General features: G+C 64.6%; 28 protein-coding genes and 1 tRNA gene. 14 read left to right on the top strand and 15 right to left on the bottom strand.

What is annotated here, in order from left to right; all coding sequences use genetic code 11:
* Positions 1-10 precede the first annotated feature (10 nt).
* The 9 genes from gspK to gpmA form a co-directional block, all read right to left on the bottom strand.
* Positions 11-1,045 (bottom strand): type II secretion system minor pseudopilin GspK, encoded by a 1,035-nt coding sequence (gene gspK / locus AC56KL_RS07770; protein WP_497179587.1) that lies wholly within the window; start codon positions 1,043-1,045, stop codon positions 11-13.
* A complete protein-coding gene (locus tag AC56KL_RS07765; RefSeq protein ID WP_497179586.1) occupies positions 1,045-1,689 on the bottom strand; it encodes a PulJ/GspJ family protein in 645 nt (214 codons plus the stop codon). Before AC56KL_RS07765 ends, gspK begins: the two co-directional genes overlap by 1 nt.
* Positions 1,686-2,084: a type II secretion system minor pseudopilin GspI gene (gene gspI, locus AC56KL_RS07760; protein WP_497179585.1), complete on the bottom strand. Its 399-nt coding sequence runs from the start codon at positions 2,082-2,084 to the stop codon at positions 1,686-1,688. The genes AC56KL_RS07765 and gspI overlap by 4 nt, the downstream gene beginning before the upstream one ends.
* Positions 2,081-2,557: a GspH/FimT family pseudopilin gene (locus tag AC56KL_RS07755; RefSeq protein ID WP_497179805.1), complete on the bottom strand. Its 477-nt coding sequence runs from the start codon at positions 2,555-2,557 to the stop codon at positions 2,081-2,083. Before AC56KL_RS07755 ends, gspI begins: the two co-directional genes overlap by 4 nt.
* A gap of 8 nt (positions 2,558-2,565) precedes the next feature.
* The gene (gspG, locus tag AC56KL_RS07750; protein ID WP_497179584.1) at positions 2,566-3,009 is read right to left on the bottom strand and encodes a type II secretion system major pseudopilin GspG; all 444 of its coding nucleotides are present in this window, start codon (positions 3,007-3,009) and stop codon (positions 2,566-2,568) included.
* A gap of 133 nt (positions 3,010-3,142) precedes the next feature.
* On the bottom strand, positions 3,143-3,907 hold the full coding sequence (locus AC56KL_RS07745) for a HesA/MoeB/ThiF family protein (protein WP_497179583.1): 765 nt from the start codon (positions 3,905-3,907) through the stop codon (positions 3,143-3,145).
* Between the two features lie 176 nt (positions 3,908-4,083).
* Positions 4,084-5,559, bottom strand: coding sequence for a S41 family peptidase (locus AC56KL_RS07740; RefSeq protein ID WP_497179582.1), 1,476 nt, complete (start codon positions 5,557-5,559; stop codon positions 4,084-4,086).
* 17 nt (positions 5,560-5,576) lie between these two features.
* A complete protein-coding gene (locus tag AC56KL_RS07735; RefSeq protein ID WP_497179804.1) occupies positions 5,577-7,001 on the bottom strand; it encodes a murein hydrolase activator EnvC family protein in 1,425 nt (474 codons plus the stop codon).
* A 10-nt stretch (positions 7,002-7,011) separates the two neighbouring features.
* Entirely contained in the window at positions 7,012-7,758 is a 747-nt protein-coding gene (gpmA, locus tag AC56KL_RS07730; protein ID WP_497179581.1) for a 2,3-diphosphoglycerate-dependent phosphoglycerate mutase, read from the bottom strand.
* A 93-nt stretch (positions 7,759-7,851) separates the two neighbouring features.
* On the opposite strand from gpmA, the gene AC56KL_RS07725 reads away from it, so the two are divergent.
* The 5 genes from AC56KL_RS07725 to AC56KL_RS07705 all read left to right on the top strand — a co-directional run bounded on the left by AC56KL_RS07725 (position 7,852) and on the right by AC56KL_RS07705 (position 10,725).
* Positions 7,852-8,253, top strand: a complete 402-nt coding sequence (locus tag AC56KL_RS07725; protein ID WP_497179580.1) for a rhodanese-like domain-containing protein — start codon at positions 7,852-7,854, stop codon at positions 8,251-8,253.
* Positions 8,254-8,283: 30 nt separating this feature from the next.
* Positions 8,284-8,547, top strand: a complete 264-nt coding sequence (gene grxC, locus AC56KL_RS07720; protein ID WP_497179579.1) for a glutaredoxin 3 — start codon at positions 8,284-8,286, stop codon at positions 8,545-8,547.
* 145 nt (positions 8,548-8,692) lie between these two features.
* Positions 8,693-9,151 carry a protein-export chaperone SecB gene (secB, locus tag AC56KL_RS07715; RefSeq protein WP_369091439.1) on the top strand — a complete coding sequence of 153 codons (459 nt, stop codon included), beginning with the start codon at positions 8,693-8,695 and terminating at the stop codon, positions 9,149-9,151.
* 73 nt (positions 9,152-9,224) lie between these two features.
* Positions 9,225-9,665, top strand: coding sequence for an SH3 domain-containing protein (locus tag AC56KL_RS07710; RefSeq protein WP_497179578.1), 441 nt, complete (start codon positions 9,225-9,227; stop codon positions 9,663-9,665).
* 28 nt (positions 9,666-9,693) lie between these two features.
* Positions 9,694-10,725 (top strand): NAD(P)H-dependent glycerol-3-phosphate dehydrogenase, encoded by a 1,032-nt coding sequence (locus AC56KL_RS07705; protein WP_497179577.1) that lies wholly within the window; start codon positions 9,694-9,696, stop codon positions 10,723-10,725.
* Positions 10,726-10,902: 177 nt separating this feature from the next.
* On the opposite strand, the gene AC56KL_RS07700 is transcribed toward AC56KL_RS07705, so the two are convergent.
* The 4 genes from AC56KL_RS07700 to mscL form a co-directional block, all read right to left on the bottom strand.
* The gene (locus tag AC56KL_RS07700) at positions 10,903-11,277 is read right to left on the bottom strand and encodes a cupin domain-containing protein (protein WP_497179576.1); all 375 of its coding nucleotides are present in this window, start codon (positions 11,275-11,277) and stop codon (positions 10,903-10,905) included.
* A gap of 9 nt (positions 11,278-11,286) precedes the next feature.
* Positions 11,287-11,997 carry a DUF2461 domain-containing protein gene (locus tag AC56KL_RS07695; RefSeq protein ID WP_497179575.1) on the bottom strand — a complete coding sequence of 237 codons (711 nt, stop codon included), beginning with the start codon at positions 11,995-11,997 and terminating at the stop codon, positions 11,287-11,289.
* A 23-nt stretch (positions 11,998-12,020) separates the two neighbouring features.
* Positions 12,021-13,169 (bottom strand): Do family serine endopeptidase, encoded by a 1,149-nt coding sequence (locus AC56KL_RS07690; RefSeq protein WP_497179803.1) that lies wholly within the window; start codon positions 13,167-13,169, stop codon positions 12,021-12,023.
* 67 nt (positions 13,170-13,236) lie between these two features.
* On the bottom strand, positions 13,237-13,647 hold the full coding sequence (gene mscL, locus AC56KL_RS07685; RefSeq protein ID WP_497179574.1) for a large conductance mechanosensitive channel protein MscL: 411 nt from the start codon (positions 13,645-13,647) through the stop codon (positions 13,237-13,239).
* A 225-nt stretch (positions 13,648-13,872) separates the two neighbouring features.
* On the opposite strand from mscL, the gene petA reads away from it, so the two are divergent.
* The 9 genes from petA (at position 13,873) to AC56KL_RS07640 (ending at position 21,856) form a co-directional block, all read left to right on the top strand.
* Positions 13,873-14,487: a ubiquinol-cytochrome c reductase iron-sulfur subunit gene (gene petA, locus AC56KL_RS07680; protein WP_497179573.1), complete on the top strand. Its 615-nt coding sequence runs from the start codon at positions 13,873-13,875 to the stop codon at positions 14,485-14,487.
* A 1-nt stretch (position 14,488) separates the two neighbouring features.
* Positions 14,489-15,904 (top strand): cytochrome b, encoded by a 1,416-nt coding sequence (locus AC56KL_RS07675; protein WP_497179572.1) that lies wholly within the window; start codon positions 14,489-14,491, stop codon positions 15,902-15,904.
* Positions 15,905-15,926: 22 nt separating this feature from the next.
* On the top strand, positions 15,927-16,688 hold the full coding sequence (locus AC56KL_RS07670; RefSeq protein ID WP_497179571.1) for a cytochrome c1: 762 nt from the start codon (positions 15,927-15,929) through the stop codon (positions 16,686-16,688).
* 107 nt (positions 16,689-16,795) lie between these two features.
* A complete protein-coding gene (locus AC56KL_RS07665) occupies positions 16,796-17,407 on the top strand; it encodes a glutathione S-transferase N-terminal domain-containing protein (RefSeq protein ID WP_036252914.1) in 612 nt (203 codons plus the stop codon).
* Between the two features lie 143 nt (positions 17,408-17,550).
* Positions 17,551-18,033: a ClpXP protease specificity-enhancing factor gene (locus AC56KL_RS07660; RefSeq protein ID WP_497179570.1), complete on the top strand. Its 483-nt coding sequence runs from the start codon at positions 17,551-17,553 to the stop codon at positions 18,031-18,033.
* 25 nt (positions 18,034-18,058) lie between these two features.
* Positions 18,059-18,134 (top strand) — tRNA-Thr (locus tag AC56KL_RS07655).
* 276 nt (positions 18,135-18,410) lie between these two features.
* Positions 18,411-19,145, top strand: coding sequence for a DUF6445 family protein (locus AC56KL_RS07650; protein ID WP_497179569.1), 735 nt, complete (start codon positions 18,411-18,413; stop codon positions 19,143-19,145).
* 372 nt (positions 19,146-19,517) lie between these two features.
* A complete protein-coding gene (locus AC56KL_RS07645; protein WP_497179568.1) occupies positions 19,518-20,267 on the top strand; it encodes an alpha/beta fold hydrolase in 750 nt (249 codons plus the stop codon).
* Positions 20,268-20,272: 5 nt separating this feature from the next.
* Positions 20,273-21,856 carry a hybrid sensor histidine kinase/response regulator gene (locus AC56KL_RS07640; protein ID WP_497179567.1) on the top strand — a complete coding sequence of 528 codons (1,584 nt, stop codon included), beginning with the start codon at positions 20,273-20,275 and terminating at the stop codon, positions 21,854-21,856.
* On the opposite strand, the gene AC56KL_RS07635 is transcribed toward AC56KL_RS07640, so the two are convergent.
* Together AC56KL_RS07635 and AC56KL_RS07630 are read right to left on the bottom strand one after the other, a co-directional pair.
* Entirely contained in the window at positions 21,853-22,671 is an 819-nt protein-coding gene (locus AC56KL_RS07635; protein ID WP_497179566.1) for a GNAT family N-acetyltransferase, read from the bottom strand. The two genes, AC56KL_RS07640 and AC56KL_RS07635, sit on opposite strands and share 4 nt — an antisense overlap.
* A gap of 50 nt (positions 22,672-22,721) precedes the next feature.
* Entirely contained in the window at positions 22,722-23,267 is a 546-nt protein-coding gene (locus AC56KL_RS07630; RefSeq protein WP_497179565.1) for a lysozyme family protein, read from the bottom strand.
* Between the last annotated feature and the right edge of the window lie 167 nt (positions 23,268-23,434).

The raw sequence follows: 23,434 nt of genomic DNA, 5'->3' as shown, positions 1-23,434 counted from the left end.
TCGCTTTCTTCTAGTTCTGGCGGGTCCAGATTACTTGTGTGCCGCCGCCGACCGTGAGCACGGGTTGCCGCTCGATCAGCGACTCCGCGTTCAAGGCCGCACGGTCGAGCCGGATGCGGCTCTGTACGATAAACCAGCTGCTCTTGATGTCCCAGGTGCCGTTCTCCGGGACGTTGGCTTCGGCCGCGAAATTGGCCGTCTCGCGCCAGGCCGCCGTCTTGCGGCGCGCCACCAGGCTGTTGGCCTGGGACAGCGACATCTGCGGCGCCAGTGCCGCCAGCAGTTCCGGCGGCACGGTGTTCACGTTCAGTTTCGTTGCTTCGCCCCGCAGCGGCAGCACGATCAGGAACGGCCGCAGCTTCGCCAGGATCTCCGGCGTGATTCCCTGCACCGCCAGCAAGTCGTCCACCTGCATCACCGCGACCGGTACGCCGTTCGCCGGCGGCACCGGCGTCATGGTCGATGGCGGCGTTCCGCCGTCTCCGCCCCCTCCACCTCCTCCCGTCGGATTCGGATTGTTCGGATCCACCGGCGCCGCTACCTGCTGCCCCTGCGCCACGAAATTCGCCACTCGGTCGGCGAGCCGCGCATCGAGGCGCAGGTTGTCGAGCAGGCGCGAGAAAATCTTGAGCTGTTCCTCGTCCTTCTGGCGATTCTTCGCCAGGTTGGCCAGATTGTAACGCGAGGTGGCGTCGACGATGTTGCCGGACAAGGTTGCGTTGTAGGTTTCGCCCTCGACCCGTTCGCGTTCGATGTACTGGTCGAGGCGGGTTTCGGCCAGCGGCGTGGCCCAGACCTGGTCGAGCGAGGTGTATTGCGAGGTATAGGCGTCCTGGCGCAGCACCAGGCTGGCCCAGTCGAGGGCGCCGCGCAGGATCCACTTGGTCTGCAGGTGCAGGCGCTGGTTTTCCATCGAGCGCACTTGCACCTGCTGCTGCCAGAACAGGCTGGCGACGATCGAGATTGCGAGCGTGGTCAGGAGCAGGGCCGTGACGACGGCGACGCCGCGCTGGCGCGCAAGGCGCAGGTAGGGAGAGGCGCGCATCAGGTGCCTCCCAGCAAAAAGAACTTGACCATCGGGGCAGGTTGGTCCTGGGCGGCCAGGCCGACCTGCAAGCCATTGGGGTCGTCAGGCGCGCTGCCGTCGGTGCTGGCGACGGGTTCCGTTCGCCATTGGCTGGACTGGTAGGCGAGGATCGTCATGCCGGTCAGGCCGCCCGCCAGCGCCACCGGCGGCGATGCGGCCGAGGGCGCGTCGCCGGCGGCGGCCTGCCACAAGACCTCGAGCTGGGCCAGGTCGCGCGTGCCGGGCGATTCGCGCCGCACCAGGGTGCCGTTGTCGATGCGGTAGGACACCACGACCAGCTGCGAGGGTTCGTTTTCGTTGTACACCTTGCGGACCAGCGTGAAGCCGCCCTCGGTCCATTGCAGGTTGGGACGGCGGCCGATGATCTCGCGCCCGGCCAGGTGCTCGCAGTCGCTCTGCATCTGGGCGAAGGCCAGCTGCATGCCGCGCGTGACTTCCATCTGCTCCGTGAGCGCGATGCGGGCGCGCACGATGCCGTCCAGCCCGCGCCAGCCGAGCACGGCCAGGATGGCCAGGATGCTGATCGCCACCAGCAGTTCAACGAGAGTGAAGCCACGGCCCAGGGTGAAGCTGCGGCGGCGCTTGTGGATGCCTGGATTCATGGTTGTGTCCGCGAGGGCCTCAACACCAGCTGAACCAGTTTGACGATGCGGCGCTCGGGACGTTCGGCGTCGTACACCGACACTTCGATCCGGCGCAATTGCGGGTTCGGGCTGGTGAGTACCTGCTCTTCGCACACCAGGGCCAGCTCGCCTTGCGGGCAGGGAAAATCGCGCTTGCCAACTTCGGGAAATTCGCGCCCCAGGCGGATCTGCACCAGGCGGTTCTCGGCCGACCAGGTGGCCATCATGGAGGCGCGCAGGCCGTCGCTGTTGGCCGTGAGGCTGCCCACCGCGCGGAGGCCGGCGCCCAGCGCGGTGCCGACGATGACGAGCGCCACCAGCACTTCGAGCAGGGTGAATCCGGCGGCGGCAGGATAACGAGCGCGCATGTTCATTCGACGTTGAAATGGCCGACGCCGTCGGCGCGGATCGCGACCGCGTTGCCGCCGGTGGCCAGGGTGAGCACGAAAGGCTTGTCGACCGGCTCGCGGCCGAAGGTGATGCGCACGGTGCCCGGGTCGCTGCTCATGCTCGGCTCCAGCGCCAGCTGGATCGGGGCGCTGCGAAAAGTGCGCTCCCTCAGCAGGTCGTCGCGGGTGACCGGTTCCCAGCCGGTGTCGTTGCGCACCACGAATCGGTAGCGCTCGCCGTTGGCCTCGAAGGCCACCTGGCGGTTGCGCACGATGGCTTCGTCACGCGCCAGCTGCAGCAGCAGCGCGATGCGCTGGGCTTCCTGCTGCAGGTCCTGGCGCGGCGAGGGGATGGCGTTGAGCGATGCGAGGCCCAGCGTGATGCCGATGATGACCATCACGACCAGCAGCTCCACCAGGGTGAAGCCCTTGCTGCGCTGGGCGGCCGCGGCCCGCATCGGCAAGCTTATTCCCAGGAACCGACGTCGGCATCCTCGCCGGTGCCGCCGGGCTGGCCATCGGCGCCCAGCGAGAACACGTCCACTTCGCCGTGGATGCCGGGCGACAGGTATTGGTAAGCGTTGCCCCACGGATCCTTCGGCAGCTTCTCGATGTAGCCGCCGGCCTTCCAGCCATTGGCGGCCGGGCCCGAAGTCGGCTTGGTGATCAGTGCCGGCAGGCCCTGCTCGGTGCTCGGATAGCGCTGGTTGTCGAGCTTGTACAGCTTGAGCGCCTGCATCATGGTGGCGATGTCGACCTTGGCGGCGGTGACGCGCGACTCGCCGGTACGGCCCAGCAGTTTCGGCACGACCAGGGCGCCGAGGATGCCGATGATGACCACGACAACCATGATCTCGACCAGAGTAAAACCGCGTGCGCGGCGCTGCTTGCGTTGCGAATCAATGTGCATGGATGCTCTTTGTAAGGTCGGTTGAAGGCTGACAGTATAAGGCTACACGCAGACAGGGGCTACCACGTGCACCGGAGAAATTGTAAGTACCCCGGCGATTTAATGTTGTCTTAAAGCGGTCTTGTTTTTGTACCTATTTCTCGTGACAACAGCGTGTCATGCAGACCTGGCAAGACGGATTGCGCGCCACCTTGACGGCGCTCCAGTCCATGGCGCGGCCGTCGAGCAGCAGCAGGCGCCCGGCCAGCGGCTCGCCGATGCCGGCCACCAGCTTCATGGCCTCTGCTGCCTGCATGGCGCCGACCACCCCGACCAGGGGAGCGAACACACCCATGGTGCTGCAGGCCACGTCTTCGAAATTGCTGTCTGGAGGAAACAGGCAGGCATAGCACGGGGCTTCGGCAGCGCGCGTGTCGAACACGGAGAGCTGGCCGTCGAAGCGGATCACGGCGCCCGAGACCAGCGGCTTGCCTTCCTCGACACAGGCCTGGTTGACGGCATGGCGGGTGGCGAAGTTGTCGCTGCAATCGAGTACGACCGTGGCCTCGCGCACCAGTTCCCGCAGGCGCGCGCCGCCGGCCCGTTCGCGCAAGGCCCGCACCTCGACGTCGGGATTGATGGCGAGCATGGCGGCGCGGCCGGACTCGACCTTCGGCTGGCCGACCCGGGCCGTGGTGTGCATGACCTGGCGCTGCAGGTTGGTGAGGTCGACCTCGTCGTCGTCGACCAGGGTGATGCGGCCGATGCCGCCGGAGGCCAGGTACAGGGCTGCGGGAGAGCCGAGGCCGCCGGCGCCGATGATGAGGGCGTGCGCGTCGAGCAGGCGCTGCTGGCCGTCGATGCCGATCTCGTCGAGCAGGATGTGGCGGGAGTAGCGCAGGAGTTGGTTGTCGTTCATCGGAGCGACGAGATTCAAGCGGGGGACGTAGGGTGGTCGGCTATGCCGACCGCGCGTTCAAACATGGTCTGAAAAGACGTTTCGTCCATGCTCGCGCTGGTTGAACGCGCGGTCGTTCGCATTTCAGGCCACCGGCCTGAAATGCCCCGACCACCCTACGCCTGCGCTTATGTAGTTCACTTCTTCGCCGGCGCCTTGAGCTCCGGCGGCTTGGTCTCCGTCCCCGGCAAGGCCTTCGGCGCCGCCGGCTTCAATGCCTCCGGCTCCGACCTGGCCAGCTGCACCGGCTGCCCCTTGAAGTGATTGAGTGCCTGCATCAGCTGGAAATCGTCCTTGCTGCCGTAGTCGAGCGGCTTGCGGTCTTTCAGCTGGGCGATGGCGCGCTGCTGGGCTTCGAGCGCCTCCTTCTGGTTTTTCGCGGCGGCGCTTTTCTCTCCTTCACCGGCCAGGTGGCGCTCCAGGTCGGCCTCGCGCACGCGCAGCACGGCCAGGGCGTCGCCTTCGGCTGTCTCGTCCACCCACATGTCGGGCACGATGCCGGTGGCCTGGATCGGGCGGCCCTTCGGCGTGTAGTAGCGCGCCGTGGTGAGCTTGACCGCGGTGTCGGGCGACAGCTGGCGCAGGGTCTGCACCGAGCCTTTGCCGAAGGTCTGGCTGCCCATGATGATGGCGCGCTTGTAGTCCTGCAGGGCGCCGGCCACGATCTCGGACGCCGACGCGGAACCGCCGTTCACCAGCACCACCATGGGCACGGTCTTGATGCCCGCCGGCAGGCCGGCCAGCGGGTCGGCGCCGCGCTGGGAATAGAATTCGCGGCGGCCGTAGAACTGCTGGTTCGAGTCCGGCAACTGGCCCTTGGTCGAGACGATCAGTTGTTCCGGCTGGGGCAGGAAGGCCGCCGACACGCCGATCGCACCCGGCAGCAGGCCGCCCGGATCGTTGCGCAGGTCCAGCACCAGGCCCTTGATCTGCGGATTCTCGGCGTATAAAGCCTTGGCCTTCTTGGCCAGCTCGTCGACGGTGTTTTCCTGGAACTGGCTCACGCGCAGCCAGGCATAGCCCGGCTCGACCATCCTGGCCTTCACGCTCGCCACCACGATTTCCTGGCGCTGGATCGGCAGCACCCATGGCCGGTCTTCGCCGCGGCGCGCAATGGTGAGGGTGACCTTGCTGCCGGCCTTGCCGCGCATGCGCTTGATCGCTTCGTCGAGCGACATATTGCGTACCGGGACGTTATCGATGCGGGTGATCAGGTCGCCGGACTTGATGCCGGCCTTGTGCGCCGGCGTGTCCTCGATCGGAGCGACGATCTTGACGTAGCCGTCTTCGCTGGCCACCTCGACGCCGACGCCGACGAACTTGCCCTGCACCGCTTCCTTCATTTCGCGGAAGGCTTTCTGGTCCAGGTAGGTCGAGTGCGGGTCGAGCGAGGCGACCATGCCGCCGATCGCTTCGGACAGCAGCTTCTTGTCTTCCACCGGTTCGACGTAGTCGGTCTTGATGAGGCCGTAGACGTCGGCCAGCTGGCGCAGTTCGTCGAGCGGGAGCGGCGCGCCGGTTTCTTTCTGCGCATGGGCCGAGAACTGGAAGGAGGCGGCCACGCCGGCCACCATGCCCAGTCCGATCAGTCCGATATTCTTTGCCTTGCCCATCGCTTGTTCACTTTCTCTTAGAATTTGACCCAGCCTGCCGGATCGAAAGGCTGGCCGCGATGCCTGAGCTCAAAGTATAGCCCCGATTCCTCGTTGCCGCCGGTGTTGCCCGCGCTCGCGACCACGTCCCCCGCCTTCACCATGTCGCCTGCGCGCTTGAGCAGGGCCGAATTGCTCCCATAAATCGACAGGTACTCGCCGCCGTGGTCGATGATGATCACGTTGCCCCAGCCGCGCAGCCAGTCGGCGTGCACGATCCGGCCTGGGCCGGCGGCACGCACTTCAGCGCCTTCCGGCGCCTTGATGAACATGCCCTTCCAGCTCGGACCCTGGCCGCGGCGGGTGCCATAGCGGGCAGCCACGCTGCCGTTCACCGGCACCGTCAGGCGGCCCTTCAGGCTGGCGAAAGCGCCTGCCGGCGCCGGCGGGGCCAACGCGACTTCCGGCGGCGGTGGCGCGCTCGGCCTGGTATCAAGCGGTTTCGGCTGTTCAGCCACCTTGGGCGGCTCCGGCTCCGGCCGACTTGGCTCACTGCGCGGCTTGCCGCTCTGGCGCGCGATGCGCTCGCGCTCGGCTTGCTCGGCGGCGGCCTTCGCGCGCGCCAGGGCGCGCGCCTTTTCTTCCGCCGCGGCCTTGGCCCTGGCGGCGGCCAAAGCGGCCTGGCGGCGCTGCTCGGCTTCGGCCTGCTCGCGGATCAGGCGCGACAGGCGGTCGACCAGGCCCGACATGCGCTGCTCGTCGCGCTGCAGGCGGTCGACCTGCTTGCGCTGGTCGGCCAGCCGGGTCGACAGGTTCTGCAGCAGCGCGGTGCGCTTGGCCTTTTCCTTTTCCAGCAATGCCTTTTGCTGTTGCTGCTCGCCTGCGATCTCCTGCAGTTCCTGCTGGGCGTTCTCGACCTTGTCGCGGTTGGCCTCGACCTCGGCCAGGTTGGTGCGCAGCGAGGTCAGGAGCTTCGCCTGGGCCTGCGACACATAGGCCATCATCTGCAGGTCGCGGTTGATGCGGTTCGGATTGTCGCCGGACAGCAGCAGCTTGATCCGGTCTTCGTTGCCGGCCACGTAATGTTCGCGCAGCAGTTGCGACAATTGTTTCTTTTGATTAACAATTGTCTGCTGCAGCCGCTCGCCTTCCGTCGACAGCGTGTACAGGCGGGTGCTGGTGGCGTCCTGCTCCTCGGCCAGGTCGCGCAGGGCGCGGTTGGCGTCGGAAATGGCGGCCTCCGACTCCGCCAGCTCGTCGGCGGCGTCGTCACGGGCGTCTTCGGTGCGGGCGATGTCGCGCTTGATCGCCTCCAGCTTTTGCTGGATGCCGGCGCGCTGCTTTTCCGCCGTCGCCTTCTGGCGGCTGCGGTCGGTCTGGCGTTGGGCGAGGGCGGAGTCGGACAGCGCGACAGCCAGCAGCGCGCAGATCAGCGCGCTGCCGGCGGACTTCGTGAATGGCAAACGCAAGAGCTTACTTCGCCTTCCCTTGGTTGGCCACGGCCGCCATGGCGGCGGCGATCGCCGCCTGGTCGCCCAGGTAGTAGCTCTTGATCGGCTTCAGGTCGGCATCCAGTTCGTACACCAGCGGCTGGCCGTTCGGGATGTTCAGGCCGACGATGTCGCTGTCGCTGATGTTGTCCAGCATCTTGATAATGGCGCGCAGGCTGTTGCCGTGGGCGGAGATCAGGATGTTCTTGCCGGCGCGGATGGCCGGCGCGATTTCTTCGTCCCAGGCCGGCATCACGCGGGCCACGGTGTCCTTCAGGCATTCGGTCAGCGGGATCTGGTTCTTGTCCAGGCCGGCGTAGCGCGGGTCATTGAAGGAGGTACGCGGGTCGTCCGCTTCCAGGCTGGGCGGCGGGGTGTCGTAGCTGCGGCGCCAGACCAGCACCTGCTCGTCGCCGAATTTCGCGGCGGTCTCGCCCTTGTCCAGGCCCTGCAGGGCGCCGTAGTGGCGCTCGTTCAGGCGCCAGTCGTTCTTGACCGGCAGGTACATCATGTCCATCTCGTCCAGCGCCAGCCACAGGGTGCGGATCGCCCGCTTGAGCACCGAGGTATAGGCCACGTCGAAGGTGAAGCCAGCTTCCTTGAGCACGCGGCCGGCGGTCTTCGCCTCGTTGATGCCTTTCTCGGTCAGGTCGACGTCGGTCCAGCCGGTGAAGCGGTTTTCCAGGTTCCAGGTGGATTCGCCGTGGCGCATGAATACGATTTTGTACATAAGCTCTTCTTTAGGTTTGAAAAACTGCGATTGAAATCCGGTCCAGCATCTTATTTTATAATGCCCCGATTCAGTTCAACCAACGGAACCCTTGTGAATTTCATTCTCGATAATATCTTTGTCGTAGCGATCGCCGTGATGTCGGGCGGCGCCCTGCTCTGGCCGGCCCTTGGCCCGCGCGGCAAGCGCGCCACCCCGCTGCAGGCCACGCAGATGATCAACCGCGGCAAGACCCTCGTACTGGACGTGAGGACGGCCGAGGAATTTGCTGCAAGCCACCTGCGCGACGCGAAAAACATTCCGCTGGCAGACTTGGGCAAGCGGATCGCCGAGCTGGACAAGTCGAAGAACCGCACGGTCATCCTCGTGTGCCAGACCGGCGCACGGGCCGACAAGGCGGTGCGCCAGTTGCAGGCAGCCGGCTTCGAGGACGCCCACGCGCTCGAAGGCGGCCAGGCGGCCTGGATCGCCGCCGGCCTGCCGGTGACCAAGTAAACGAAGCAAGCCATTCAGGAAGGAAGCACCATGACCGCACACGTCGTTCTCTACCACACCGCCAGCTGCCCCTATTGCGTGCGCGCCGAGCGCCTGCTCGAAGCCAAGGGCGTGACCGACATCGAACGCATCCGCGTCGACCTCGACCCGGAACAGCGCCAGATCATGATGCAGCGCACCGGCCGCCGCACCGTACCGCAAATCTACGTGGGCGAGACCCACGTGGGCGGCTTCGACGACCTGTATGCACTCGACCAGGCCGGGCGCCTCGATCCGCTGCTCAAGAACGCCTGATTTCGCGTTTCGCCTGATTTGACGGGCTTTGAATCCCGCGGCGCTGGGGGTATTGTTCCCAAATTGATTTTGATACAATTGCCGTCGCGTTTGACCAAAGTACCGGGACGGCGCGTCCGTCCATCCTTAATTTAGAAAGCGTTCCATGTCTGACGAAAATCTGCAACCAGTCTTCCAAATCCAACGCGTCTACCTGAAAGACATGTCGCTGGAGCAACCGAATTCCCCGGCCATCTTCCTCGAGCAGGAAGCCCCGACCATCGAAGTGTCGCTGGACGTCGGCGCTGAAAGCATTGCCGAAGGCATCTATGAGTCGACCGTGACCATCACCGTCACCGCCAAGCTGAAAGACAAGGTTGCCTTCCTGGTCGAAGGCAAGCAGGCAGGCATCTTCGAAGCCCGCAACATCCCGGCCGAGCAAATGGATCCGCTGCTGGGCATCGGCTGCCCGAACATCGTCTACCCGTACCTGCGCGCCAACATCGCTGACGTGATCAGCCGCGCCGGCTTCCCGCCGGTGCACCTGGCCGAGATCAACTTCGAAGCCTTCTACCAGCAGCGCCAGCAGGCAATGGCCCAGGCTGCTGCAGCTCCGGCACAGTAATACTATTATTCACGGGCATCGCATGCGGTGCCCGTGCCTCCGGCGTCCCGGTTCTCCCCTACTTCGGCCCGCCATGCTCCCATCCCGTCTCCTTGCGTGTGTGCTCCTGCTGGCAGCACCGGCTGCGTTCGCCTTCAGCTTCAAGAGCGTCGGCGCCGCATCGGTGATCCTGTACGACACGCCCACCAGCAAGGGCAGGAAGATGTACGTGGCGCCCCAGGGCATGCCGCTGCAGGTGGTGGCCAGCTATGGCGACTGGGTCAAGGTGCGCGACGCCAACGGCGAGCTGGCCTGGACCGAAGCCAAGGGCTTGAGCGCGCGCCGCAACCTGGTGGTGCACACGGCCGGCGCCAAGGTCTTCGCCGGTCCCGACGAAGGGTCCCCCGTCTTGATGACGGCCGACAAGGGCGTCGTGCTGGAACTGGTCGACCCGGGCGCCATCACCTGGATCCGGGTGCGCCACCGCGACGGCATCGACGGCTACGTCCGCTCGAACGACGTGTGGGGCCTGTGATGCCGCGCCCGATGTTTTCACGCTAAGCATGCCAGCACAAAGAACACCATCGAAGATCACCATCCTGGGCGCCGGCGCCTGGGGTACAGCCATGGCCATCGCCCTGGCCGCCCGCCATGACGTGCTGCTGTGGGGCCGCAACCCCGACCAGATGGCCGAGATGCAGGCGGCGCGCGAGAACCTGCACTACCTGCGCGGCTATCCGCTGCCGCCGGCGCTGACGCTCAGCGCCGACTTCGAGCAAGCCGTGGCGCACGTCGCCGACGCGCGCGAGGACGAAGCGCCGCTCCTGATCCTGGCCTGCCCGGTGGCCGGCCTGCGTCCGCTGCTCGGGCAGCTCAAGGGCCGGGCGATTCCCAACGTGGTCTGGCTGTGCAAGGGCTTCGAGGCCGGCACCGGCCTGCTGCCGCACCAGGTGAAGACCGAGGTGCTGGGCGATGTCGTGCCGGGCGCGGCCCTGTCCGGTCCCTCCTTTGCCCAGGAAGTGGCGCGCGCCCTGCCCTGCGCGCTCACCGTGGCCTCGAACGCGGAACCGCTGCGCGAGCGCGTGGTGGCGGCGGCGCACGGCAACAACCTGCGTGTCTACTCCTGCGACGACCTGATCGGCGTGGAAGTGGGCGGCGCCGTCAAGAACGTGATGGCGATCGCTACCGGCGCGGCCGACGGCCTGGGCCTGGGGCTGAACGCCCGCGCGGCCTTGATCACCCGCGGACTGGCCGAGATCACCCGCCTGGGCGTGCACCTGGGCGCGCAGGCCAGCACCTTCATGGGCCTGGCCGGCATGGGCGACCTGATCCTCACCTGCACCGGCGACCTGTCGCGCAACCGCCGCGTGGGCCTGGCGCTGGCGCAGGGCAAGCAGCTGGACGCCATCGTGACCGAACTGGGTCACGTGGCGGAAGGCGTGCCGTGCGCGAAGTCGGTGCGCGCGCTGGCGCGCCGCCTGGGGGTGGACATGCCGATCACCGAGGCGGTGGCGGCGGTGCTGTTCGACGGGGTGTCGGCGACGGAGATGGTGCAGCAGTTGCTGGCCAGGGATCCGAGGGATGAGTTGGCTTGAGGGTTTCCCTTAGGGGCTGTTCACGTAAAATTGGGTACTGGCCTTCGCCGGTACGACAGTCTTCAGGACTGTGACATAACGCAGCCGGAGTCCGGCCAGCAAAACCACCGTCGTCCCGGCGCAGGCCGGGACCCAAGTTTGCAGCAAACCGCCCAAGGCACTAGAGCGCAGCGAACCTCAATTGCCCGACCCGCGCGGATCGTTCGTCGGCCCGCCCGTGCGCACCGGTCCCAGCAAAATGGTCATCAAGGCCACCGCATCCTTGTTGGCGCGAATCGCATGCGGCTCCCCGCCCGCCAGGTACACCATCTCGTTCGGCCGCAGGATCGTGGTGCGCCCGTGCGCATCGAAGGCGATTTCGCCTTCCAGGCACACGAGGGTCATCTCGCCTTCCACCCGGTGCGCGGGCATCGGTTTTTCCTTCGGCAGCACCAGCCGGATCAGTTCCATGTGGTCGGTCTTGACCAGCGCAATCGACGTGAAATGGGCGATGTCGTCGTCGCCGCGCTGCAAGGCGATGCGTTCGCCCGAAACTGCATGTTGCAAGGCCATGTCGCCCTCCTATTCGGTTGGTTCCTCTTGTTCGCGCGCTTCCTGCAGCTCGGGTACACTCCGCAGCCAGGTGACCAGCGCGAACGCGTCCTTCATGCCGCTCGCCAGCTGCGGCACCAGCAATTCCGGGGCATTCAGCAGCAATGGCACCTCGATCCAGACGAAATAGCTTTTCAGCTTCAGGTATTCCACCAGCGGGTGGTTCGGATCGACGCCCTTCGGCGGCCGTTGCAGGACGTCTTCGAACTGCAGGTCGCCATAGGTCGCGCGGAGATGCTTATTCTTCAACATTTTGCTGAAGCCTGTCGCATCGTTGACCACGTGTTCGCGGATCGCCTTCAGCCGGTGCGCCGGCGGCAGGTATTCCCCCGCGCCGAACAGCAGCTTGCCGTTGGCCTCGATATGAAAGTAATAGGTCGGCCCGCCCGCCGCGCTCGGACGGCGCTTGTTGAGCGGGGCGATGCCGGCCGAGAAATGGGTTTTGTAGGGGCGCTTGTCCTTGGCGAAGCGCACGTCGCGGTGGATGCGGAACAGGGCCTTCCTTGGGTCGCAGCCGGCGACCTGCTTGTCGAAGGCCCCCAGCTCATGGATGAGCTCGGTGACCACCTGCAGGAATTCCGCCCGCAGGATGTCGTAGCGTGGCTTGTTCCAGAGGAACCAGGGCCGGTTGTTGTTCTCGCTGAGCTCGTTTAAGAATTGCGTCAGGTCACGCAGGTGCATGCAGGATCCGAAAAAGACAGGGATTATTGGGGCTGGCGTGGCCGCTTGCCGACGGTGACGTCGAGCGTGGCCTCGCGGTTCTTGCGCAGGATGCGCAGCGGCGCCTTCTCGCCAGGTTCGAGCTGGGCGATCAGGTTGAGCATCTCACTGGTATTCGCGACCTGCCTGCCGGCGACGGCCACCAGGATATCGCCCGGGCGCATGCCGGCGCGGTCGGCCGGTCCGCCGCGCACCACGCCGGCGATGATGGCGCCGCTCGAGCGCCCCAGGCCGAAGCTTGCGGCCAGTTCGGGGGTAATATCCTGCGGCTCGACGCCGATCCAGCCACGCACTACCTGACCATGCTTGACGATCGAGTCCAGCACCATCTTGGCGGTGCTGACGGGAATGGCGAAGCCGATGCCGACCGAGCCGCCGGTCTGCGAATAGATGGCCGAGTTGATCCCGAGCAGCTGGCCGTTGGTGTCCACCAGCGCCCCGCCCGAGTTGCCGAAATTGATCGCGGCGTCGGTCTGGATGAAGTTCTCGAACTGGTTGATGTGCAGGTTGTTGCGCCCGAGCGCCGAAATGATGCCGAGCGTGACCGTCTGGCCCACGCCGAAGGGGTTGCCGATGGCCAGCACCACGTCGCCCACGCGCGCCGCTTCCGGGTCGCCCAGCACCATCACCGGCAGCTTGCGCTCCGCGATGCGGATCACGGCCAGGTCGGTTTCCGGATCGGTGCCGACCACGCGCGCCGCCGCCTTGCGGCCGTCGGCCAAGCCGACCTCGATGATGTCGGCGCCTTCGATGACGTGGTTGTTGGTGAGGATGTAGCCGTCGCCGCTGACGATCACGCCCGAGCCGAGGCTGGCCAGCTGTTCGTCGGGCGGCAGGCGGTCGCTGAAGAAACGGCGGAAGAACGGGTCCTTCAGCAGCGGATGCGTTTCGCGCGATGTCTTGCTGGTAAGGATGTTGACCACGGCCGGCATGGCGCGCCCGGCCGCCTCGCGGTAGCTGCCACTCGCCGGCAGGCTCGGCCCCTGCAGCACCGGCACGGCGCTGCCAGGCGGGCCGAGCGCCACCTGGGTGGGTGCGCGCTGCAGCCACTCGGGCCGCATGGCGGCGATCACGAAATACAGCGCCAGCGCGACCGTGACGGCCTGCGCGAACAGCAGCCAGAAGCGCCTCACCGCTCCCGGCCAGCGCCGCGGGCGCATGCCCTGCGGCTTGAGTTCATGGACGCTGTCGTTCACGGATTTACTTTCTCAAGGAGTCCCGGATGTCGCGCAGCAGCAGGATCTCTTCCTTTTCCGCTGGCGTCGGCGCCTGCACGGGACCGCGCAGGCGATTCACGAGCCGCACCATCTGGAAGATGACAAACGCCAGCAGGATGAAGTTCAGCAGGATGGTCAAAAAATTCCCGTAGGCGAGCACGGCGCCGGCCTTTTGCGCCTCCGCCAGCGGCAGCGTGGTGGGCTGCCCGTTCAGGGGAAGGTAGTAATTGGCAAAATCGAGGCCGCCAAACAACATGCTAATCGGCGGCATGATCACGTCCTTGACCAGCGAATCGACGATGCGCCCGAACGCGCCGCCGATGATGACGCCGACGGCAAGATCGACGACGTTGCCGCGCATTGCGAACGTTTTGAACTCTCCCAGCAGGGACATGACTTTCCTTTCGTTGTTTTTGCGTCAAGCCGTTTCATGATACCGCAAGCCCCGATGCTGCGGACGCACAGGCACATTCCGGGTCTAACAGGAGACGAATATCCCTTCAGATGTGTCCGCTTGATAATTTTTTTCCAATCGTTATTGCCCTTCACATATAATTTTATGTTGCTGGAAGCTCTTCATTGATTCTTAGGATTCGAAATTTCACGGAGTGGGGTTGGTATGAGTAATGAGAAGCAGGTCGATTCAGGCCGACGCGGACTGCTGGTTGCGACATGCGCGGCAGGCGGCGTCGTTGGGGTATCCACGGCGGGCGTCCTCGTCAGCACCTTCCAGCCGTCCGAGCGCGCGAAAGCCGCCGGCGCCCCGGTCGAGGTCGACATTTCCGACGTCAAGCCGGGTGAAATGAAAGTGGTCGAGTGGCGCGGCAGGCCGGTGTGGATCCTGCGCCGCACGCCCGAGATGCTGGCCACGCTCGACAAGACCGCCAGCGAGCTGGCGGACCCGAACTCCGAGAAATTCTTCCAGCTGCCGGTGCCGGAGTACGCAAAGAACCCGTACCGCGCGCGCCAGGAACACAAGGAAGTGCTGGTCACGGTCGGCATCTGCTCGCACCTGGGCTGCTCGCCCTCGTCGCGCCTGGCCTCGGGCCCGCAGCCGAACCTGCCTGACGACTGGCCGGGCGGCTTCCTGTGCCCATGCCACGGGTCGACCTTCGACCTGTCGGCGCGCGTGTTCCAGAACAAGCCGGCGCCGACCAACATGGATATTCCTCCTTACATGTACCTGTCCGACAACAAGCTGGTGATCGGCAAAGACGAGAAAGGCGAGGCATAACATGGGCGCTCCATTCAAGGAAACGCAGGTTCCCGCCAACGCGCCGGTCGGCGCCAAGGCGCTGGCCTGGGTCGACGACCGCTTCCCGCTGTCGAAGCTGTGGAACGACCAGTGGGGCAAGTACTACGCGCCCAAGAACTTCAATGTCTGGTACCTGTTCGGTTCGCTGGCCATGCTGGTGCTGGTGCTGCAGATCGTCACCGGCATCTTCCTGACCATGCACTACAAGCCGGACGCCAACCTGGCCTTCGGTTCGGTCGAATACATCATGCGCGAAGTGCCGTGGGGCTGGCTGGTGCGCTACATGCACTCCACCGGCGCCTCGATGTTCTTCATCGTCGTGTACCTGCACATGGCGCGCGGCCTGATGTACGGCTCCTACCGCAAGCCGCGCGAACTGATCTGGCTGTTCGGCTTCGCGATCTTCCTGTGCCTGATGGCGGAAGCTTTCTTCGGCTACCTGCTGCCATGGGGCCAGATGTCGTTCTGGGGCGCGCAGGTGATCGTCAACCTGTTCGGCGCGATCCCCGTGATCGGCCCGGACCTGTCGCTGTGGATCCGCGGCGACTACGTCGTCTCCGACGCCACCCTGAACCGCTTCTTCGCCTTCCACGTCATCGCCCTGCCGCTGGTGATCCTGGGCCTGGTGGCGGCGCACCTGATCGCGCTGCACGAAGTGGGCTCGAACAACCCGGACGGTATCGAGATCAAGGACAACATCGGCCCGGACGGCCATCCGGTCGACGGTATCCCGTCGCACCCGTACTACTCGGCCAAGGACTTCTTCGGCGTGGCGGTGTTCCTGCTGATCTTCTCGGCGATCGTGTTCTTCGCACCTGAGATGGGCGGCTACTTCCTGGAGTACAACAACTTCCTGCCGGCCGACTCGATGAAGACCCCGGCCCACATCGCGCCGACCTGGTACTTCACGCCCTTCTACTCGGTGCTGCGCGCCACCACCGCCGATTTCATGTTCGTGCTGATGGCCGCGACCGCCGCCTTCATCGTGTTCATCTGGTTCAAGTCGCGCCTGGCCTACAAGACCAAGATCGCCATCGCCGTGATCGGCCTGGTCCTGATCGTCGGCATGCTGCCGCAAGTGCTGGATGCGAAGTTCTGGGGCGTGGTGCTGTTCGGTTCGTCGGTGGTGATCATCGCCTTCCTGCCGTGGCTCGACCACTCGCCGGTGCGCTCGATCCGCTACCGTCCGGACTGGCACAAGTGGGTGTACATCCTGTTCGCGATCTGCTTCGTGACCCTGGGCTACCTGGGCACCCAGCTGCCGACCCCGGCCTACACGATCATCTCGCAAGTGGCGACCCTGCTGTACTTTGCGTTCTTCCTGCTGATGCCGTGGTGGAGCACGATGGGCACGTTCAAGCCGGTGCCGACGCGCCTGACCTATTCGGCTCACTAATCACGGACACAAGGACAGACACATGAAATTTGCGAAGAAACTGATCGCAGTCCTGGCCCTGGTGCCGGGACTGGTATTCGCCGCCGAAGGCGGCATCCCGCTCGAGCAGGCGCCGGAGCGCACCGACCTGTCGTCGCTGCAGAATGGCGCCAGGCTGTTCGTCAACCACTGCCTGAACTGCCATTCGGCATCCGCCATGCGCTACAACCGCCTGCGCGATATCGGCCTGACCGAAGAGCAGATCAAGAACAACCTGTTGTTTTCGCAAGACAAGGTTGGCGGCATGATGACGACGGCCCTGCGCCCGGCCGACGCAGCGGCTTGGTTCGGCGCAGTGCCGCCGGACCTGTCGGTGATGGCGCGCGCCAAGGCCTCGCCGTCGGGCACCGGCGCGGACTACCTGTACACCTACCTGCGCACCTTCTACAAGGACGACAGCCGTCCGACCGGCTGGAACAACATGGTGGTGCCGAACGTGGCCATGCCGCACGTGATGTGGCAGGAACAAGGCGTGCGCCAGGCGAAGTTCGCGGACGTGCCTGACCCGCACGAAGCCGGCAAGACGATCCACAAATTCGTCGGTTTCGAACAGGTTCAGCAGGGCACGATGACCCAGCAGGAGTTCGACACCGCGACGGCCGATCTGGTTGCCTATATGGTGTGGATGGCTGAGCCAGCGCAAGACACGCGCAAGAAGTTGGGCGTAATTGTGTTGCTCTTCCTGTCGCTGTTCGCCTTCCTGGCTTGGCTCCTGAACAAATCGTATTGGAAAGAAGTGAAGTAAATTCGCTTTCATTGCCCGGTTGGCTATAATACGGGCAATCATTTTTCGGGGTGAATCGCTAACGATCCTGGCGCTTCACCCCATTGTTTCTTAAGGAACTATAAACCATGATGGTTCTCTACTCCGGCACCACGTGCCCGTTCTCCCAACGCTGCCGCCTGGTCCTGTTCGAAAAGGGCATGGACTTCGAGGTGCGCGACGTCGACCTGTTCAACAAGCCGGAAGACATCTCGACGATGAACCCCTACGGCCAGGTGCCGATCCTCGTCGAGCGCGAACTGATCCTGTACGAATCGAACATCATCAACGAGTACATCGACGAACGCTTCCCGCACCCGCAGCTGATGCCGGCCGACCCGCTGATGCGCGCCCGTGCCCGCCTGATGCTGTTCAACTTCGAGAAGGAACTGTTCGTCCACGTCCACGTGCTGGAAAGCGAGCGCAACAAGACCAACGACAAGAGCCACGACAAGGCCCGTTCGGAAATCCGCGACCGCCTCACCACGCTGGCCCCCTTGTTCCTGAAGAACAAGTACATGCTGGGCGACGAGTTCTCGATGCTGGACGTGGCAATTGCCCCGCTGCTCTGGCGCCTGGACCACTACGGCATCGAGCTGTCCAAGACCGCGGCCCCGCTGATGAAGTACGCCGAGCGCATCTTCTCGCGCCCAGCCTACATCGAAGCGCTGACCCCGTCCGAGAAGGTGATGCGCCGCTGATGTGCGCTGCGGGCGTATCTTCGCGCCCGCATGCCGCATCGAAGGATGCCGCATCGATTCGATATGCGCCGGTTTTCGGACGTCATCCGGGCGAATCCGTTACACTGGCGCGCACGAACAGGTTTGCTTTTTTAATCACACCCATGTCAGAGATCTCCACCAAGCCCTACCTGCTGCGCGCCATCTACGAATGGTGCACGGACAGCGGCTACACGCCCTACCTTGCGGTCAAGGTCGACGCCGCCACGACGGTGCCGATGGAATACGTCCGCAAGGGCGAGATCATCCTGAACATCAGCTACGGCGCCACCTCGGGCCTCAAGATGGACAACGACGCGATCCACTTCCGGGCGCGCTTCAATGGCGTATCGCGCGAGCTGTATATTCCGGTGGCGAACGTGTTGGCGATCTACGCGAACGAGAATGGCCAGGGCATGGCCTTCGAGGTGAACGTGACGGCGGCGGAGATGGCGCCTTCGTCCGCGACCGAAGAAGCGGGGGCGCCGTCCTTGTCGGCAGTACCGGGCAAGGCGGAGACGCCGGCGGATGAAACCCTTGCTTCGCCGGATGGCGATGACGAACCGCCGAAGAAGGGCGGGCGTCCGACGTTGACGCGCATCAAATAGCGTATAATCGTTGTTTCAAGATTAAGCCGGCTTAGCTCATCAGGTAGAGCAGTTGATTTGTAATCATCAGGTGGCGGGTTCGAGTCCTGCAGCCGGCACCAGTATCATCAAGCATTTGCCCAGCCTCATGGCTGGGCTTTTTGCTTCATGCGGTCTAAATAAGCACCATGTGACCCAGCCGGTAGCTTCCTCCATGCGTCTGCAAAACGTCGACAGCTTCCGCTACTGAGCGGCAGCAGCGGCCGGGAGCGGTCGTTCCCGACATGCTGCGATTGCAAATGGTAACGCGGTAGTAGCAATAGAGAAATGATACTATCTGTGCAATTAATGAACTGATAATCTTGTTTCTTGCACGCTTCAACCTCTTGACTACGACAATGTTCAATCCGCGTCCCCTCGTTCGGACCATTGCACTACCTGGCTGTAAACCATGCGTGGTCATCGACGACTTTCTGCTCAAGCCTGAAGACATGCTGGCGTTTGCGGCTACAAGACGTGCTGCCTTCGCTGTCGATGGCGGGAATTACTTCCCCGGGCCCGAGGTGGCCATGCCGTCGGACTTTACGGCACTGCTCAGCGAGTTCTTTACCTTGCATATACGGCGTCTGTTGGGCGGGCGGCGTACATTGCAGGCTGCAAGCCGACTTTCCATGGTGACCAAACCTGCAGAGAGCTTGCAACCGCTTCAGCGCATGTGCCATAAAGACATGATGGTTGGCTCACGACGTATCGACCCGCAGTCTGGCGAGGCGATGGCCGCCATGGTTCTGTACTTGTTCCGTGATCCGGGCCTTGGCGGTACGAGTTTCTACAAGCCCCGTAGACTGCCGGAGGAGATGGCCGACCTCAATGTGAAGGCCCGTGCGTTAAGCGGAGAGGCGTTCAGCCGGCTTCTCGGTGGGCCGCCCGGCTACCTTACTTCCAGCAATGACTATTTTGAGCAGATCGGTACAGCTCCTGCCGCCTACAACCGCGCTATTTTTTATGATGGAGGGATTCTTCATTCGGGGCAGATCGACCATCCGGAACGCTTGTCGAAGGACCCGGAACGAGGCCGCCTTACGCTCAACGGTTTCTTTCTGCATCGTCGCACTGTCACTGGAGCCGCGTGACCTCTGGTCGAACACTTCATCCTTGCGGTTCGTATCTTGAGTAAGGAAGAGCTGATCATGCCGAGCCTGAAACTTGCTTTGCCCTACTCGCACAACTTGTGATGCGGGTTCGATGTCTGTCGTCGGCACGAAGTAAGCGGCAATAAGCCCAGCCCATCCGGTTGGGCTTATTGTTTTGCGCTGTGGCAATGCGGACGAGCCGGGATACCAAGGTGAACCATTGCCAAATCGGGACAATGCTAGGTCAGCCGTGCAGGTTTTCTAATCATTAACACGCTATAATAAATTGTTAAATTTTTTCTAACGGCTACGATGAGCTCCGATATCCAGCTTCGCAACAACGTCCGAGTGTCCGGAAATGGTGCTGCATCCATGGTGTTCGCGCATGGATTTGGCTGCGACCAAACCATGTGGCGCTTCCTCGCACCAGGCTACCAGGACCGTTTCCGCACCATCTCGTTCGACCTGGTCGGCAGTGGAAGCTCCGACCTGTCGGCCTATGACCGTACGAAGTACGGCAGCCTGCATGGCTACGCCGACGACCTGCTCGAGATCCTCGACGCGTTCGCGACCGGACCTGTCATCTTCGTCGGCCACTCGGTCAGCACCATGATCGGCATGCTGGCCACGATCAAGGCGCCCGAAAAATTCGTGGCGCAGGTCATGGTGGGACCATCGCCCTGCTACATCAACGATGGCGACTATGTGGGCGGGTTCAGCCACGAGGACATCGAGGAATTGCTGGAAACGATGGATGCGAACTACCTCGGCTGGTCGAGCAGCATGGCGCCGGCCATCATGGGCGCGCCCGGACAACCGGCGCTGCGCGAGGAACTGACCAGCAGCTTCTGCCGCAACGATCCCGAGATCGCTAAGCACTTCGCCCGCGTGACCTTCACCTCCGATCACCGTGCGGACGTGCCGAAGTCGACGGTCCCGGCCTTGATCCTGCAATGCAGCGAGGATCTGGTGGCCCCCCTGGCCGTGGGCGAATTCCTGCAACGGCAGCTGCCGTCCAGCACTTTGCACGTCATCGACAACGTCGGCCACTGCCCGCACATGAGCGCGCCGACAGCCAGCTCGCAGGCCATCGATCAATTCCTCGCGCAAACCCTGCGCTGACACCGGTGCCGCCTGACCTTCCTTCAGGCGAACGCCTGTTCGACGATGCGGCCTGCGCGCTGGTGCTCACCGCCGCCGACGGCGTCATCCTGCGGGCCAACGGCACGGCCTGCACCTGGCTGGGCTACGCGCATGAAGAACTGGTGGGCAAGGTGCGCATGCGCGACCTGCTGCCGGTCGGTGCGCGCCTGTTCTATCACACCCATTGCCAGCCGATCCTGGAGGTGCAGGGCTCGGTGGCGGAGATCCAGGTCGACCTGCGTACCCGCAGCCAGGAACGCCTGCCCGTACTGGTCAATATCGTACGGCGCCTGGCCGGGGACCGGAACGTCGACCACTGGGCCTTCTTCAAGGCGTCCGAGCGCCGGGCCTACGAGCGCGAATTGCTGAGCGCGCGCAAGGCGGCCGAAACCGCCCTGGAAGCGCGCCGCAGCGCCGAGGAAGAACTCAAGAAGCTCAACGCGCAGTTGTCGGCGGCGGATCGCCGCAAGGATGAATTCCTGGCGACGCTGTCGCACGAGCTGCGCAATCCGCTCGCACCCATGCGCAGTGCGCTCGACGTGCTCACCCTGAAGTTCGCCCAGAGTGCAGACGGCCGGCTGGTGCAGGCCTTCGACCGGCAGTTGCGCCACCTGACACGGCTGGTGGACGACCTGATGGAAGTGTCGCGCATCACCCAGGGGCGTATGCAGCTACGCCGCACCCCGGTCGAGCTAAGCGCGCTGGTACGCAGCGCGGCCCAGGACCTGGCCTCCACCATGCAGGACGCAGGCCATACGCTGCGCCTGTCGATCGCAGCGCCGACGGTCACGGTAGAGGGAGATCCCACGCGCCTGTCCCAGGTCGTCCTGAACCTGCTGACCAATGCGGCGAAGTACACGCCGGACGGCGGCCTGATCGAACTGCAGCTGGCGTGCAAGGATGGCATGGCCGAGATCCGCGTATGCGACAACGGCATCGGCATACCGGCCGAGGCACTGGCCAACATCTTCGACATGTTCTCCCAGCTCGAGCCTGCACTGGAACGATCGAAGGACGGACTCGGCATCGGCCTTGCCCTGGTGCGCGGCATTGTGGAGCTTCATGGCGGCAATATCGCGGCGGACAGCCCCGGCGCCGGGAAGGGCAGCAGCTTTACTGTGCGCCTGCCGCTGTCGCTCGATGTGGTCCCTCCCGAGGCGGCAGCGCCGGCCGGCTCCCTGCCTGCCCCCATACGGGTGCTGGTCGTCGACGATAACGAGGACGCGGCGCAGATGCTGGCGATGGCGCTCGAATGGTCGGGCTGCGAGATTCGCATCGCCCATTCGGCGGCCCAGGCGCTGGCCCTGGTCCCTGTCTTTGCGCCCGTGCTTGCCCTGCTCGACATTGGCTTGCCGGACATGAACGGCTACGAACTGGCACGGCGCGTGCGCCAGCTGGACCAGGGCGCGCGGACCACGCTGATCGCCACCACCGGATGGGGGCAGCAAAAAGACCGCGAGCGCGCCTTCGAGGCCGGCTTCGACCACCATCTGACCAAGCCGATCGACTTCGAACTGCTGCGTCCCTTGCTGCATGGGTGCGCGTCGCGCAACCCCGACGGGCCTTAATCCGGCGCCGGCGTCCACATCAGCTGCGCCATGCGCAGCCGCGGCGCGAAGCCCAGCTTTTCGTACAGTCGCCCCGCCCCATGGGTTTCATCCGCCACGATCACCAGCTGCTCCGCCCGCGCCAGGCCAAGGCGGGCCACATGGTGGAGCAGTTGCGAGCAGATGCCGCGGCCGCGGAAATCCGGATCGGTCAGCACCGCCTGGAAGCGTCCTGTCTTCCCTTCGAAATACAGGCCGAGGTGGGCGACCTGGCAGCCGTCGAGAAAAGCGCCCCACCAGTGACCGCGGCCGGCCGCTTCCAGCCGCATGAACTGCGCCTGTTCGCCCTCGAGGAAGGTGTGCTGCGCGGCTTCGGGATACACCCCGGCCAGCTCGCGCAGGTTCATCGCGCGCCAGTCCGCCCAGTCGCGCTCGCTGGCAAAGGGCCGGATCTCGAGGCCAGGGATGGCATGCGCCGGTTCGCGCAAGCCGCCGCGTTCCAGGAGCAGGACCGGATGCGACGCATAGGCATAGCCGGCATCCAGGAAGCCCTCGAGGACGGGTGCTTCGCCCGGCGCTGGCGGCCAGATGAAGGTGCGGTGCGCGATGGTCGGCGGCGTGCCGACCAGGCGCGCGAAATCGGCTTCCAGGCGTTCACGGTCCTCGTCCCGCGGGCAGGACCGCAGGACCAGCGCATTCCCGGAATAGAAGTCCGGATTCGACGGCACCCGCATCACCACATAAGGCCCCTGCCGCGTCACCTCGCCTGCAAAGCGGATGAACATCAGGGAGGTGTCGATGCCGGGATGGCCCAGCCGGATGGTGTCTTCTTGCATGCTGAGGATTGGCGTCACTGCCGGAATGTCCTTGGGAGTCTGGCAGGATCCTACGCAATCGCGCCGCCTGCCCGCAAGTAGGCCGAAAGGAAGTGCTCGTAGCTGACATGGCGCTGCGGCGGATAGTGACCGCCCTGCCCCGGCCCCATCGGCAGCGCCGCCCAGGTGCGCGCCGCCTTGGGCATGACGGCGGCGATTTGTCCCGCCTCGATCAGGCCGATCACGCCCAGGCTGCGCAGGATGTCGACGGCAATCAGGTCTTGCGTGCGCGGCGAAAAATCCCGCAGTCCCAGTTTGGCGCCATGGTGCTGCCAGGTCGGCCGGGTGATCTGGTACATGCCGGCGGCGGTGGACTTGCCGTCGATGCCCGGCCCCGGATGGGTGGACATGTCAGTGAAGCGCCAGCGGTCATCCGCCCGTCCCTTCAGCGCGCCATACTTGAAGTCATAGTCCCCACCTTCGGCTGCCGCGATCGCCTTCAGGAAAGCGGCGACATTGGGATGCGCCAGGTGCGCCAGGTTGGTCTGCACGAGCGCTTCGCTGCGCGATGCCCGGGGTGCGGAGTCCAGCGAAGCCGTGCGTGTTGCGTCGCTCATGATTGCCTCCCAACTCGTGCCGGCAAGGCCGGCGCGGTGTCGGGGCCGCCGGCTATTCAAGACTTATCATAGGAAGGAAGCGTGCCCGGCAGTTGCGCGCGCGCAGATGGCATACCGCTTGCGCACAAATTCCTTGCGCAAACACGGTGCAGCCGGACAAAAATCTG

The organism is Telluria sp. ZB4P34, assembly GCF_059686055.1.
Note: the sequence above shows the minus strand (reverse complement) of the source record. Positions and strands in the feature narration are given on the sequence as shown.